Origin of the sequence: Longimicrobium sp. (assembly GCA_036389795.1) — a bacterium.
In the GTDB taxonomy this organism is placed as follows: domain Bacteria; phylum Gemmatimonadota; class Gemmatimonadetes; order Longimicrobiales; family Longimicrobiaceae; genus Longimicrobium.
In genome coordinates this window covers 17,174-32,287 of record DASVWD010000094.1, presented here as the reverse complement: position 1 = coordinate 32,287, position 15,114 = coordinate 17,174, and the positions used below count along the sequence as shown (strand labels likewise).

The window sequence follows — 15,114 nt, the reverse complement described above, 5'->3', positions numbered from 1 at the left end:
TGGGCTTTTCCGTTTCACGATGGAGGACGACAGCGGCCACTTCCGCTGGATCGTCGAGCCGCGGGTGCAGGACGGCGAGGCACGCCTGGAACTCGGCGGCAGCCGGGGCTTCGACAGCCTGACGGATGCCGCGCTCGACCAGATCGTGCGCGACGTGAACGCGTGGTACGACGCGAGAGGCTGATTTCGCGCACGACTTCCATCAAACACAACGAGGCGCGAGCGGAACCCACTCGCGCCTCGTCTTTTTCAATCGGATCCGCCCGCTTTCAACCCCCGCAGCCGATCGGCTGGGTGCTGATGACGAAGTTGTCGAAGTAGCGCTCCTGGGCCTTGGGGGCGCCGTCGTTCCAGTAGTTCTCCAGGAAGACGGCGTTGATCCCGTAGGCGCTGTACGAGCCCAGCCAGTTCAGGTTGCTCCGGCGCGCCTCGAGGCTGCCGTTGACCCAGAACTCGAAGACGCCGTTCGCCTGGCCGGCGTCGTTCAGCCGCACGTGCGTCTCGATGCAGTACCACTGCCCCACGTGGGCCGAGTCGAACAGCGGCGTGGTGCCCGTGGCCACGCCCAGCCAGCGCAGGTTGGCGAAGTCGTTGTACATGGTGGTGCGCAGGTTCCCCGCCTCGTCGGTGCCCGAGGCCGGGTCCAGCACCAGGTAGTTGTGCCCGGTCCCGCCGCTCCAGTGGTGGGCGATCATCGCCTGGGCCCAGTTGGAGCCGGCCAGCACGGTGGCGCGCGACAGCTTGTAGCCGCCCCCGCCCGTCCACGCCGGCTCGTGACGCAGGTACACCCGCCAGTAGATCTCGCGGTAGTTCGCCGTGCCCGCGTCCAGCGGGCGGAAGTAGCTGGACGGCGTGCGCCCGAAAGCCGCCCTGAGCGACCCCGCCGCCACCTGCCCCGCCACCCCCCAGCGCGCCCGCATCCCGTGCGAGTCGGCCACCCCCACGCCGGCCGCGCGTGAGAAGCTCCCGCTGTTGGTGACGAACTCGAAGTAGCGGCTCAGCCGGTCCTGCTCGAAGTCGTCGCACCAGATCCACCCCGGCCCCGGCGCCACGCACTCGTTGATCACCACCCCGCCGGACGGCGGAGGAGGAGGGGGCGGAGGCGGTGGCGGCGGGGCGGGCGCGGTGCCCTGGACCATGATCACCGATGTGTCCGCGGCGCTGCGCCAGGTGGCCACGATCTGCGCCGTGCCCGCGGCGCGCGCGGTGACCAGCCCCGTGGAGCTCACCGTGGCGACGCCGGTCTGCAGGCTCGTCCAGGTGGTCCCGCTCGCCTGGATCACGGCGCCGCGGCGGTCGCGCACGGTGGCGGTGAGTTGCACGGTGGCCCCGACGGCGCTCAGCGTGGCCGAGTCGGGGGTGACGGTCAGGGTGCGGTTCTGGACCGCGGCCGAGCCGGACGCGACGGCCACGGCCGCCAGCCCGGCCGCGGCGAGGGCGAAGAGCGCGCGCATGATCCCACCTCCGATTCCGTCCCCCGACAGCAGCGCGTCTCGCCGGCGCCCTGAGGTCGCCCGCGAGGCCAAACCCGGACTGGAGACGCATGAACCGTGGCAGATGCCAGATCCGCGGAGCAGCGGAGGAGACGAGAAGCGGGGATGCAAAACGAGACGCCACCCGCGCTGCAGCACGGGCGGCGTCTCTACTGGTTCGACAGGCTTCCTAACGAAGAGCCGGTCCGTACGGGCTTCTGGAGAGGCTGCTGCATCGGGCTGTCGACCCGACCCCCGGATTCATCATCCGGCTCCTTTCGGACCCCGTTCGACCGGCTTGCGCCGCGCCGTCGGAGCGCAACAGCGACGTCCTGTCCTTCTCAGCCCTTCGATCGGACTCCCGCCGATCCAGGCGCATACGTCGCAGAGCCTTTTCCGCGTTCCCCGGTTTCCTGACGGTCCCCGGGCGCGGCTCCCGAGCGTCCCCGGGATGACTCGCGCGCTGCACAGGAATAGGTATAATCTCCGGCCGCAGAGCCGTCAAGAGTCTTGTCCGCAACGACGACGCGATCTTGTAAGTCGTTGCTGTTTCTTGCTTTCGGTTTGTATTTGGATTCGGCGTGTCTACGGCGCCAAAAATCTAATTCGAATGTTTACGGGGCAGCCGGACCGGCGAAAAACGGCTCCGCGCGCTGCTTTATACGGCCGGGTCGGGAGTGCCCGTAGACGAATTCGCGCTCCGGGCGCGCGCCTCCAGCACGGCGGCGGTGGCCACGAACGCCAGGAGCCCGGCGGCCATGAACTGAGCGAACACCGTCCACCGCAGCGCGTCGGTCATCAGCGCCAAGCGGTGCTCGTACCACAGCTCCTCGAACAGCAGCGGCTCGACCACCTGCGCGCCGAGGGTGGCCAGGAGCAGGTTGGCGGCCGCCGCTTCCCACAGCCGCCCGGGCGAGCGCCGGCGCAGCCAGGCCGCCGCCAGCGCGAAGACGGGGATCGCCAGCGTCCAGTGGCAGTCCAGGTCCAGGCTCAGGCGGTGGTGCAGCGGCCGGGCGGCGTGCCAGTCCACGTGGATGACCGCCACCAGCAGCAGCACGAGCGGCCACGAGACGAGCGAGCGGCGCATGATGCCTCCGGAGGAAGGAGGACGGGGCGGGCGGGTCGAAGGTCCTCTCCAGGCCAGTCTACCGGCCGCGCGAGAGCCGGACAAGGCTGATCCGGGAGGCGCGCTTGCGAGAACGTGATCCGGCACCTCCGTCGTCAGCGCCCGGGCGGTGCTCCCTGGCGGTTCGGGGCCACGATCTCGGCGATCGATTCCACCAGGTTCTCCAGCTCAGTGCCCTGGTTTTCCAGGTTCGTGAGGACTGCCACGCCCACCCTCGCGTCCGGCACCCAGTAGATGATCGAAGTGGCACCCTGCTGATTCCCGCCATGCCACACGGCATCGGGGCGCGCATCGGTGCCGATCGCCCAGCCGAACCCGAATCCGGGCGGCCGGTATCCGGGCGGCAGCGCGACGCCCGCGAGCGTCCGCTCCATCACACCGGCCGACAGCTGGTTCGTCTGCATGCGCGCGACGCTCTCACGGCTGAGAAGCGCGCCGGTCGACAGCGCGGCGAGAAAACGCGCCATGTCCCCGGCCGACGAGACGATCCCGCCGCCGGGCATCCTGCACGACGTGTCTACGAGCTTCGCGTTGCGAAGCGCCCCCGCGCTCGTCACGCCGTAGCCCGACGCCCGGTTGGGGATGATGTCCGTCACTTCGTCGGCACGGGTTCGCGACATCCCCGCGGGGCGGAAGATGTGCTCGCGCAGGTAGTCGATGTAGCGCATGCCCGACGCCCCCTCGACGGCCAGGCCGAGCAGCACGTAGCCGTACGTCGAGTACGTCACTTTCTCGCCCGGTGCGTGCAGCAGCGAATCGCGACCGAACATTTCCAGCGCCTGCTTCAGCTGGTCGCAGTGGCGGGTCGTGTGGTATTCCGCATCGTCCTTGTGATGCCGCACGCCGCTGGTGTGGGTGAGCAGCTGCCGGACGGTGATCGGACGACGCTTGCGCGGATAATCCGGCACGTACATCTGGATCGGCGCATCGAGGTCGATCCGGCCCCTTTCGACGAGCTGCATGACGGCGGCGGCGGTGATCGGCTTCACGTTCGACGCGATCCGATAGACCGTGGTGGTCCTGGCGGGGACGGAGTTCTCGAGATCCGTCATGCCGAACGCCCGCTCGTAGACGATGTCTCCGTCCCTGCTGATCGCGATGCTCAAGCCCGGGATGCGCAGCCGCGACATCGTCGAAGTGATGGCCTGCTCGATGGTCGTGACCTGCGCCTCGGGCAGCTGGGCGCGAACGGGGGCGACTCCGCACAGGACGGCGGTGGCGAGAGCGGGGAGGGACTTCCACATGTTGCCTCCTTGGAGGGCTGCGTTCCTGCGGGCCCGTAGCACGTGAAGTGCCGCCGGGGAGTCGCCGCCGCGCCCGTCCCGCAGTCGTAGCGGACGATTTATGCCGATTCGAGAACCTGATCCGGTAATCTGGCTCGTAGGGAACTTCGATCGCGAATACCGAAGCAGATCGTCAATCAGCTTCAATCGCCCATTTCAACCGTCCGATTCAATCCCCCACTGCAATCAGGTCGTCCCCGGGCCCCGGTCGGCACGCATGCGCGACGGTGGTCCGCGCGCGGATACGGGGGACGGGTAGCGTAAATGCTGGAAATTCGCTAGATTTAAAGCTTGCTCGGGAGCCGATCACGGGTGCTCGCGGCCGCCACGCAAGCGCGGCCGACCTCGCGGGAGCACGAAATCCCCGGGCAAATCCACGAAAACTTAAGGCGCGACGCGAGAAAAACGGCGAGAATGCCGCGCGCCTCCATGCAGCGGACCCGGAAGAGAAAAGCCCGGGCCACACGAGGAAACGAATGCGATTCAACGAGCTCAACCTCGCACCGGAGCTGGTGCGGACCGTCACGGAGCTGGGGTACGAGACCCCCACTCCGATCCAGCAGCAGGCGATCCCGCTGGCGCTGGAAGGGAAGGACGTGCTGGGCCGCGCGCCCACGGGCACGGGGAAGACGGCGGCGTTCATGCTGCCCTCCCTGCACCGGATGCGCGGCAAGGAGGGCCTCAAGGTGCTGGTCCTCTGCCCCACCCGCGAGCTGGCCATCCAGGTGGCCGACAACGCGAGGGAGTACGCGAGGGGCGTCGAGATGTTCGTGGGCGTGGTGTACGGCGGCGTGCCGCTGGACCGCGAGATGCGCGACCTGCGCGCGGGCTTCGAGGTGCTGGTGGCCACGCCCGGGCGCCTGATCGACCACCTGGAGCGCGGCAACGTGGACCTCTCCGAGGTCGAGGTGCTGGTGCTGGACGAGGCGGACCGGATGCTCGACATGGGCTTCAAGCCGCAGATCGACCAGATCCTGCGCCGCGTGCCCAGGGAGCGCCAGACGCTCTTCTTCTCGGCCACCATGCCCAACGCGGTGAAGTCGCTGGCGTACGAGATGCTGCGCGACCCCGTCACCGTCGAGGCGGCGCCGAAGGTCACCACGGCCGAGGGGGTGGAGCAGTTCGTCTACCCCGTGGAGGGGCGCCAAAAGACCGAGCTGATGCTGCACCTGCTCAAGGAGCAGCAGTGGGACTCGGCGCTGGTGTTCTGCCGCACCAAGTTCGGCGCCGACCGGCTGGCCACCCAGCTCACCCGCGCCGGGCACCAGGTGGAGGTGATGCACAGCGACCGGAACATGACGCAGCGCGTGCGCGCGCTGGAGAAGTTCCGCGAGGGCGAGGTGAAGATCCTGATCGCCACCGACGTGGCGCAGCGCGGGATCGACGTCGAGGGGATCAGCCACGTGATCAACTACGACGCGCCCAAGGACCCGGAAGGGTACGTGCACCGCGTGGGCCGCACGGCGCGCGCGGGCGAGACGGGGATCGCCATCACCTTCATGTCGGGCGGCGAGATCGGCGACGTGGCCGCGGTGGAGCACCTGCTGGGCCGCCGCATCCCCCGCGTGCACGTCCCCGGCTTCAGCCTGCTGGGCGAGGGCGACGAGTCGCAGATGGAGCTGCCGCCCACGCCGCAGGAGCAGCGCGCCACCCGAGGCCGCCGCCTGGGCGCCCGCGCCGGCAAGGAGCTCACCCCCGAGGAGCTGCAGAAGCTGCTCAAGGTCGGCTGAGCCAGGCCGGTAGTCGGAAATCAGAGAGGACGGCTCCCCGCGTGGGGGCCGTCCTCTCGTCGTTATCGAGGGTATCTAAAAGAAAAGCCTCACGCAGAGTCAGCAGAGGAAGCAGAGAACACACCGCCCGTGTGGGTTTCCTCAGCTACCTCTGCTTCCTCTGCGTGAGGCCTTTGCTCTTTCCCCGTTTCGCACCGGCATTCATTTTGACGAGAAGCAACAGGTGCCAGGGAGGGGCGCCTCTACTCCACGGACGATCCCGATTCGCATGAGAGCCTTCTGCATGGCCGCCGTCTTCCTGCTGGCGTGGGCGGCGGCGTGCGACAACCCCGCCGACGCCGGGGACCTGGCCGAGTGCCTCCGCGAGCACCCCGCCTCCGTGCGCGACTACAGCCTGGGTGACGTGGTGGTCGACTCGCTGGTCGACGACGACTGCCGCTTCGAGGACCGCTCGCGCCTGGACGTGTACCGCTTCGTCCTCGCGTCCCCGCGCACCGTCACCATCACGCTGCGCTCCGACGACTTCGACGCGTACCTGGTCCTGGCGGACTCGGACAGCACGGTCGTGGTCCAGAACGACGACTTCGAGCTCCCGGCCAGCACGGACGCGCGGATCATCGACATCCTCCCCGCCGGCACCTATTACATCGGCGTGAACTCGCTGGACCGGCGCGAGAAGGGCGTGTACACGCTCTCCAGCGTGGGGGGCGCGATCGCCGCGCCGGCCGCGGACCGCGCGGCGGCGCCGGGCCCGGAGGGCGCGCCGCGCACCCGCCCGCGCCGGCTCCCCGGCGGATCGTAACCCGTTGGGAGGACAGCACGTCCGCGCGGGGAGACACACCCCCGCGCGGCGGAGCGCGGCCGGGCCAGCAGCGGCGCGGATTCCCGGCTCCGGGGCGGCTGGCACACGGGATGCTTGTGCGACGAGCGTTTCCGCCGCGCTTCCGGCGGCGGAGCTCCCGAGACAGAGACGACCGCGGCGCCGTTTGATCCCGCGCCGCGCCGATGTAGATTGCCGGTCGCGCCGGCGGCTCCTGCCGCACCGCCGGCGTCCGCCGCGCGCAGGCGCCGCGGCATGTCCCGCTTCCCGAGTCCCTGAATGCTCGCACGCCCCCAGCGCGGCGCCTCTGCGACCTTCGGCGGCCCGCGCGCGCTCGTCGTGCTCTGGGCCGCGGCCGCGCTGGCCGCGTGCGCGAGCGCCGGCGGCGGGGCGCCGGCCGGCCCCCTCCCCCAGTTCTCGGCCTTCGAGGGGCGCGAGGTGAAGGAGGTGGAGTTCTCGGGCGACCTGCAGGTCCCCGAGGACTCGCTGAACGCCGTGGTCACCACCCGCCCCAGCAGCTGCGGGTTCCTCTTCCTCCACGTCTGCCCCTTCGGCCTCCTCGACAAGGACTACCACCTGGACCTGGAGGTGCTGGCGCGCGACGTGGTGCGCATCCAGCTCTTCTACCGCGACCAGGGCTACTACGGCACGCGCGTGACCCCCTCGGTCACCGACGCGGGCGACGACAAGGTGGCGGTGCGCTTCGCCATCCTCCCCGGCGACCTGGTGCGGCTCACGGCGCTGGAGATCGACGGCACCGAGCGGGCGATCCCCGAGGAAGAGCTCGTCAAGCGGGTGCCGCTCAAGGTGGGCGAGCCGTTCCGGCGCATCGACTTCGTGGCCTCGGTCGACACCGTGAGGAACGCGCTGCTGGAGGAGGGGCACGCCTACGCGCAGGTGCTGCGCAACTACCAGATCGACACCATCGCCGACGCGGCCCAGGTGCAGCTGCAGGCGGTGCCCGGGCCGGTGGTGACGGTGGACAGCATCATCTTCGTGGGCAACTACCGGCTCACCCAGCGCACGGCGCTGCACTCGCTCTCGTTCCGCGAAGGGCAGCGGCTCCGGAGCACGGAGCTGGCCCGGAGCCAGCGCAACCTGTACGACCTGGAGCTGGTGGACTACGCCACCGTGGAGGTGGCGCCCGAGTCGCTGCAGGTGACCCCCGACTCGCTGGAGCTGGACCGCGACAGCATCGGGAGCACGGTGCTGGTGCGCATCGTGGAGGCGCCGCGCTACGCGGTGGACCTCTCGGCGGGGTACGGCACGCTGGACTGCTTCCGCGGCCAGGCCAGCCACACCGACCGCAACTTCCTGGGCGGCGCCCGGCGGCTGGAGGTCTCGGGGCTGGTCTCCAAGGTGGGCGTGGGGACGCCGCTGGACGCGGGGCTGGAGAACTCGCTCTGCCGCGAGTTCAGCCTCGACAACCAGCCCACCCGGGTGGACACGCTGATCGCGCAGGCGATCAACTACCGGCTGGCGGCCGACTTCCTCCAGCCGCGCTGGTTCGGCACCCGCACCAGCATCGGCGCCAGCGCGTACACCGAGCGCATCTCCGAGCTGGGGCTCTACGTGCGCACGGCGCTGGGCGGGCAGGTGGGGTTGATCCGGCAGGTGGCGCCCTTCACCGTGTTCTCCACCACCTTCACGGTGGAGCGGGGGAGCACCCAGGCCAGCGACTTCTTCTTCTGCGTGGCGTACGAGGTGTGCGAGCCCGGCGACATCGCCACGCTCAAGGAGCCGCGCTGGTCGAACTTCCTGTCGCTGGGGCTCCTTCGCAACCGGGTGCGGCTGGACCCCTTCCCCAGCGGCGGCTACCAGGTGCGCCTGGGCACCGACTACGCCTCCAGCTTCATCGGCTCGGAAGACGAGTACCTGCGCGTGCTGGGCGACGGGAGCGTCTACCGCGAGCTGCGCGAGGACTGGGTGCTGCAGCTCAGGCTCACCGGCGGCACCTTCCTGGAGGGGGTGGTGGGCGACGGCTTCATCCCGCCGCAGCGGCGCTTCTACGCGGGCGGGGCCACCACGGTGCGCGGCTACCGCCGCAACCAGCTGGGCCCCCTGGTCTACATCCGCCGCGTGCGCCCCGACGAGGGCGACGACGACGAGAAGCCGGACGTGGACCTGGTGGCCTCGGGGACGGGGGGGACGGGGATGGTGGTGGGCACCGCGGAGCTCACCGCTCCCTCGCCGTTCTTCCGCGACAACCTGCGGCTGGCGGCGTTCGTGGACGCGGGGCGGGTGTGGTCGTCCGACACGCTCACCTCCGATCCCGGCCTGCGCTTCACGCCGGGGGCGGGGCTGCGCTACGCCTCGCCGGTGGGGCCGCTGCGCGCAGACCTGGCCTACAACCCGTACGGGTGCGTGCCGGGGCCGCTCTTCAAGATCACCGAGACCGGCTCGCTGGAGGGGCCGCTGGACCGCGAGTTCGTCCCCACCCGGCGGCGCGTCTGCACGCGCCGGCTGACGCTGCACCTCAGCATCGGGACGGCGTTCTAGGATGGCGCGCCGCCGCCTGGACCGGGTCGCCCTGCTCGTCGTGGGCGTGCTGGCGGGGTTCCTGGGGACCTTCCTGGTGGTGTACCTGTACGTGAACGCGGCGCGCACCCGGGTGGTGGAGGAGCGAGTCCGCGTGGCGCTGGGCCTCCCCGAGCAGGCGTTCAAGCTGGAGGACGTGGAGCCCGACGGGTCTTTGCGGATCCTCCTGCGCGACGTGGCCTTCCTGGACCGGAGCGGCGACACCATCGCCGCCTCGCCCGTGGTCCGCGCGCGGCTCCTGGCCGGCTCGCTGGCGGGGACCGGTCCGATCGTGTTCGACGAGGGCGAGATCGTACGGCCGAAGCTCAGCATGGTGCAGGACGCGCGCGGCGAGTGGAACGTCTTCCAGATCTTCGCCGTGGAGGCGCGCGGCCAGCCGGTGCAGCGTCCCGGCGCGGCCGACGAGGAGTCGGCCGCCCGCCCGCTCGTCTTCCGAAGCTTACGCATCGTCGACGGGCGGGCGCGCATCGCCACGCCGTCCACGCCGCCGCGCCGGGGGCCGCCCGCGCGCTACGCCTCCGGGGGCACGCCCGAGGTGGTGCGCTACCGCGGGCGGTGGCTCAACGTCCACTACGTGAACGACCTGGACGCCACGCTGGGGATGGTGCGCGTGGGCGGCAGCACCGGGTGGCGGGTGGAGATCGCGCGCGCCAGCGCCCGCGTCACCAATCCCGACACGCGCATCGAGGCGCTGGCCGGCTGGTTCGAGGACCGCGGCGACAAGACGATCCGCTTCGACCTCCAGACCTTCCGCACCCCGTACTCCTCGTTCGACGGCGAGGGCTCCATCGCCACGGGCGGGCCCGCGCCGCGCTACGACGTGCGGCTGCGCGCCCACCCGCTCGACCTGCGCGACCTGGCCGGGATGGGCTTCCCCGTGCCGCGCGAGGGGACCGCCCGCTTCGCGCTGGCGATCGAGACGCTCGCCGGCAGCCGCACCCGCTGGACGGTGACCGACGCCGACGTGGCCGTGCTCGACTCGCGCGTCTCCGGGCGCCTGACGGCCGTCACCACCCCCGGCGCGGAGCCGGTCTTCTCCAACACGCGGCTGACTCTTTCGCCGCTCCGCCTGCGCGACCTGGAGACGCTGGGGTTCGCCCAGGACCTCCCCGTCGCCGGCGAGCTGCGCGGAACGGTGGCCTCGCTGGACGTGCTGGAGGCCGGGCGCGGCGGGCCGCTGCGCGTGGACCTGGCGGCGACGCTGACCCCGAAGACGACGCGCGACGTGCCGCCGTCGTCCCTCACCGCGCGCGGCCTGGTGCGCTTCGGCCCGGAGGGGGTGCGCTTCGACGGGCTGCGGGTGAGCGCCGACCCGGTGCACCTGGCGCTCTTCGCCGACGCCGCGCCCGCCCAGCGCGGCCTGCTGCGGGGGACGCTGCGCGGCGGGGCCACCCTCTCGGGGACGCTCGCGCAGCTGCGCATCAGCGGCGGCGACCTGGCGTACGCGGTGGGGACCGCGCCGGAGACGCGCCTCACCGGCCTCTCGGGCGAGCTGTCGCTCGGCAAGACCATGCGCTACCGGCTGGAGGCGCGCGCCGAGCCGCTGGCGCTCGCCACGCTCACCGAGCTCTTCCCCGCCCTCCCCTTCCGCTCGGCCACCCTCTCGGGGCCGATCCGCCTCTCGGGGACCAACCGCGAGGCGCGCTTCGACGTGGACCTGGAGGGGGCGGCGGGGGCGCTGGAGGCGCGCGGGACGCTGGCCTTCGGCGGGGCGGCGCCGCGCTTCGACGTGTCGGGGCGGGTGGAGGCGTTCCGGCCGGGCGGCGTGCTGGCGACGCGGACGCCGGTGGAGGGCCCGCTCACCGGCACCTTCGCGGCGCGGGGGACCACGGAGGACTTCCGCTTCGACGTGAACATGGCGGCGGGCCAGGGCCGCTTCACCCTGGGCGGCACCGTGCGGCGCCCCGGCGGCGGGCCGGCGGTGTTCGACGTAACCGGGCGGGTGGACGACTTCCAGCTGGGGCTCCTCCTGGGCCGCCCCGACCTGCTGCCGGGCCCGGTGAGCGGGCCGATCCGGCTGGCCGGCGGCGGGGGGCAGCCGTACCGCTTCGACGTGGGGCTGCGCGGGCCGCAGGGCGCGCTGGACCTGGAGGGGTGGTTCCAGCCGGGGACGGTGCCCCGCTACGCGGTCAGCGGCGCGGTAGGCGGGCTGGACCTCTCCGGGCTCCCGCTGCTCTCCTTCCTGCCGCGCTCGCGGGTGACGGGGACGGTGTCGGTCGAGGGGCGGGGGACCACGCCGGAGACGTTCGTGGGCCGCGTCGACCTGAACCTGGCGGCCGGGTCCACCATCGGCGGGCTGCCGCTCCTGGCGGGGGTGGCGCGCCTCTCCAGCGACGGCAACATCCTGCGCGTGGACACCCTCCTCTTCGCGGTGCGCGGGGGGCGGCTGGAGGCGCGCGGGGCGCTGGGGATCACCCGCCCGGCCGAGGTGCCGCTCACCTTCTCGCTCGACGTGCCCAACCTGGCCGCCGTCCGCCCGCTGGTCCCCGGGGCCGACACGCTCCCGGACCTGGCGGGGTCGCTCCTGGCGCGGGGGAGCGTGGGCGGGACGATCCGGATGCCCACCTTCGCGGCCACCGGGCAGGCGCGCGGCTTCCGCTACGGGAAGTACGCGGCGGGGTCGCTGGACTTCGACGCGCGCGGGGTGAAGGAGCCGGCGGGGTGGACGGCCACCGCCAAGCTGGACGGGACCGACCTGGAGTCGGGCGGGCTGCGCCTGCAGGCGCTCACCCTGGAGGGGAACGCCTCGCGCGGCCGGGCCTCGTTCGGCCTCTCGGCGCGGCGCGACCCGCAGACCGACCTGACGGCGGCCGGGACGCTGGAGCTGGTCCCGGGCGGGCTCACCGTGCAGGGCGCCATCCTGGACCAGCTGACGCTGCGGGTGGCGGGGACCGAGTGGCGCCTGGCCGAGCGGGCGCGCGTGGGGTGGGCGGCCGAGCGGGGGCTGGCGGTGGAGAACCTGCTGCTGCGGCGCACGGGCGCGGGGAGCGGCTTCCTGGCGATGGACGGCGCCATCCCGCCGCGCGGCAGCGCCGACTTCCGCCTGCACGCCGAGGGGATCGACCTGGCCGAGGCGCACCGCATCTTCCCCGCCTTCCCCGACGCCGAGGGGATGCTGCGGGTCGACGCCACCCTGCACGGCACGGTGGAGGACCCGCGGCTCACCCTGGACGCGCGGGTCGACAGCTTGCGCTTCGGCGGGGCGCTGGCCGACTCGGTGCACGTGGTGGCGAACTACGCGGCCGGGCGGCTGGAGGCGAGCGCGGGGGTGCGGGTGGGCTCTCGCGAGGTGCTGGCCGCCCGCGCCACGGTGCCGATGACGCTCACGCTGGGGGGGATCGTCCCCGGCTTCGACGTGCTGGAGAACGGGCCGCTCACCGCGACGATCGCGGCCGACTCGGTGCCGCTGGGGCTGGTGGCGGCCGGCTTCCCGCAGTTCGTGGAGGACGCGGAAGGGGTGATGCGGGCGCAGGTGGAGGTGCGCGGCACTCCCGGCGACCCGCGGGTGAGCGGGAGCGCCTCGGTGGAGCGCGGCGCGCTCACCGTGGTGCCGCTGAAGGCGCGCTGGTCGGCGATCAACGGCCGGCTCTCGCTGGCGGGCAACGAGATCCGCATCGACTCGCTCAGGGCCCGGAGCGGCAACGACGGGAGCGCCTTCCTGAACGGCACCGTGCGGCTGGACGACCCCACGCGGCCGCTGCTGGACCTGGCGCTCGTCCTGGACGACTTCAAGGTGGCCGACAACCCCGAGCTGGCCGAGGCCGAGGTCAACGCGCGGCTGCGGGTGACGGGGAACTTCCCCGGCGCCTCTCTCACGGGGCGGATGGAGATCAACGACGCGGTGATCTACCTGCCGGAGTTCGGGGCCGAGCGGGAGCGCGAGATCGTGGCCGCGGAGGTGGGCGCGCTGGGGGCCGACACGGCGACGGCGCCGCAGGGGGCGGCGGCGCTCCTGGCGGCGTTCGTCCCGCGCGACCTGCGCATCGACATCGGCGACAACGTGTGGCTGGAGTCGCCCGAGGCGCGCATCCAGATCGCCTCGGGCGACGAGGGGATCACGGTGGACCGGCCGCCGGGCTCGGAGGTGCCGCTCATCTACGGCGCGGTGCAGGCGGTGCGCGGCACCTACACGCTGGAGGTGCTCACCGTCGAGCGCGAGTTCGAGGTGGTGGAGGGCGAGGTGCGCTTCTTCGGGACGCCGGAGCTGAACCCGGCGCTCGACATCACGGCCGCGCACGAGGTGCGCTCGGGGACGCGCGACGAGCCGCTGACGGTGCTGGTGCACGTCACCGGCACCCTGCAGAACCCGCAGGTGGAGCTCACCTCCGACACGCGCCCGCCGCTGCCGTCGTCGGAGCTGGCGGAGCTGCTGGTGTTCGGGCGGCGCTTCGAGGACCTGGAGGGGCTCCCCGACGAGATCACGCGGGGGATCTTCTTCCAGGAGGCGATCGGCAACTGGCTGGCCGGGCAGATCGAGCGGACGCTGATCAAGACCGGCTTCGTGGACTACGTGCGGGTGCGCACCAGCACCGCGGCGGCCTCGGTGGGGGCGTCGGGGGCGAGCGCCAGCACCTTCGGGCTGGGGCTCCTGGGCCCGGTGTCGATCGAGGCGGGGAAGGAGGTGGTCAGCAACGTCTTCGCCTCGATCCAGCTGGTGGACGTGTTCTCGGGGAACGAGAAGCTGGGCGGAGCGATCGACTGGGAGGTGACGCGGCGGCTGCGCCTGCGGGCGGCGTACGAGCCGGTGCGGCGCGACCCGCTGGTGCGGCGCGAGTTCAACCGGGGGAACCAGATCACGGTGGACGCGCGGGCGCGCTGGGAGTACGGCCGCCCCAAGGTGCAGGCCGACATCGGCCCGAGCCGGCGCAGGCGCGACCCCCGCCAGCCGGAGCCCGGCAAGCCGTCGACGCCCACGGGCGAGCCGGCGCCCCCGCCGCCCCCGGAGAGCCCGCAGCGGGACGAGCGGCGGGAGGAGAAGCGAAGATGACGCAGGGCCCGCCCCGGGGAACCGGGGCGGGCCCTGCCGCTTGCTGGCTGAAATCTCGGCGCTTCGCGCGGCGGTCGCGCGGGGAGATTCCTCACGAGCGGCGGCACCGGCGCCGCGCGGGGGCCCTCACCCGCCGCCGTAGAGCGGCAACCCTCTCCCAACTTCGGGAGAGGGTGGACTTTACGTAGCCCGGTGCGGTGGTCGGGACCGGGGGTGCCGGCTGTTCCCTGTTCCCTGTTCCCTGGGGTTGCGTGAGGGATGCGCGCCCGACAGGGCCGGGACGCCGCCGCCACAGGGGTTTCGTGGCGGCGGTGGCCCGGCGCCGTTGGGCACGGCCGTATCGTGCCCTACGGCGCGCGCAGCCCGGCCCGGAGCGCAGCGGAGGGACACGCCCGCACCACGCCGTCGCGGTCCGGGCGGTTGCCGTTGCGCCGTCCGGGCAGTAAGAATCAGCGCGAACCGGCGCGGCTCAGGGGAGCAGCGGCTCCTCGCGGGCGTTGCGGCGGGTGAGCCGCACCACCGTGCTGTCGCCGCGGAGGGTGACGGGGACCTCCCACTCCAGCACCGTCTCGGGGAGCACGTAGGTGGCCACCAGCCACCCCTTCGCGAGCTCGCCGGCCTCGAGCTCGGCGCGGCCCGCGGCGTCGGTGGTGTCGGCCTTCTCGCCGGTGCCGGCGGCGGCGGCGGCCTTCTCCACCGCCTCTTCGTACGGCTCGCGGATCTTCTCCAGCCACGCCGCGCGCGCCTTGCGCAGCGAGTCGGCGCGCGCCAGCAGCGCCTGCCGCTCCGCGCGCACGGCCGCGGGCACGGTGTCGCCGCGCTGGCGGAGCTGCGCCTCCCGCGCCTGGAGGGCCGAGAGGCGCTGGAGCAGTTCCTGCGGAACCTCGGGGATGGTGTCCCCGCGCTCGCCGGCCAGTGAATCGAGAACGGCCTCGCGGTCGTACGGTAGGAGCCGCACGGGGAGGTCGGCCACCGGCTGCCCGTCGAGGGCGGCGTGGACCACCACCTTCGGCCCGCCGCCGCACGCGGCCAGCGCGGCCAGGGCGAGCGCCCCGGGCGGTGGAAGGGTTCGAGGGATTCTCAAGCAACGGCTCCGTTGGAGGAGGCTGGACTGACCGGTCTGACGAGGCAACGTACGGGCGCCCCACCCATCGCACA

General features: G+C 72.5%; 9 protein-coding genes. 5 read left to right on the top strand and 4 right to left on the bottom strand.

Annotation, left to right across the window (positions count from 1 at the left end):
- Positions 1-19 precede the first annotated feature (19 nt).
- Positions 20-184, top strand: coding sequence for a hypothetical protein (locus VF746_12045; protein ID HEX8693147.1), 165 nt, complete (start codon positions 20-22; stop codon positions 182-184).
- A gap of 85 nt (positions 185-269) precedes the next feature.
- Here the strand turns inward: VF746_12045 and VF746_12040 are convergent, their stop codons facing one another.
- The 3 genes from VF746_12040 to VF746_12030 all read right to left on the bottom strand — a co-directional run bounded on the left by VF746_12040 (position 270) and on the right by VF746_12030 (position 3,842).
- Entirely contained in the window at positions 270-1,454 is a 1,185-nt protein-coding gene (locus VF746_12040) for an Ig-like domain-containing protein (GenBank protein ID HEX8693146.1), read from the bottom strand.
- A gap of 676 nt (positions 1,455-2,130) precedes the next feature.
- A complete protein-coding gene (locus tag VF746_12035; protein ID HEX8693145.1) occupies positions 2,131-2,559 on the bottom strand; it encodes a hypothetical protein in 429 nt (142 codons plus the stop codon).
- Between the two features lie 134 nt (positions 2,560-2,693).
- Positions 2,694-3,842 (bottom strand): serine hydrolase domain-containing protein, encoded by a 1,149-nt coding sequence (locus VF746_12030; GenBank protein HEX8693144.1) that lies wholly within the window; start codon positions 3,840-3,842, stop codon positions 2,694-2,696.
- Positions 3,843-4,357: 515 nt separating this feature from the next.
- Between VF746_12030 and VF746_12025 the strand changes: the two genes are divergently transcribed.
- From VF746_12025 to VF746_12010, 4 genes are all read left to right on the top strand, one after another.
- Complete coding sequence (locus VF746_12025; GenBank protein ID HEX8693143.1) at positions 4,358-5,611, top strand: DEAD/DEAH box helicase; 1,254 nt, start codon at positions 4,358-4,360, stop codon at positions 5,609-5,611.
- Positions 5,612-5,879: 268 nt separating this feature from the next.
- Entirely contained in the window at positions 5,880-6,413 is a 534-nt protein-coding gene (locus VF746_12020; GenBank protein ID HEX8693142.1) for a PPC domain-containing protein, read from the top strand.
- 297 nt (positions 6,414-6,710) lie between these two features.
- Complete coding sequence (locus tag VF746_12015) at positions 6,711-8,930, top strand: BamA/TamA family outer membrane protein (protein HEX8693141.1); 2,220 nt, start codon at positions 6,711-6,713, stop codon at positions 8,928-8,930.
- Position 8,931: 1 nt separating this feature from the next.
- Entirely contained in the window at positions 8,932-13,956 is a 5,025-nt protein-coding gene (locus VF746_12010; GenBank protein HEX8693140.1) for a translocation/assembly module TamB domain-containing protein, read from the top strand.
- A gap of 469 nt (positions 13,957-14,425) precedes the next feature.
- Here VF746_12010 and VF746_12005 read toward each other — a convergent pair whose 3' ends face one another.
- Positions 14,426-15,040: a hypothetical protein gene (locus VF746_12005; GenBank protein HEX8693139.1), complete on the bottom strand. Its 615-nt coding sequence runs from the start codon at positions 15,038-15,040 to the stop codon at positions 14,426-14,428.
- Between the last annotated feature and the right edge of the window lie 74 nt (positions 15,041-15,114).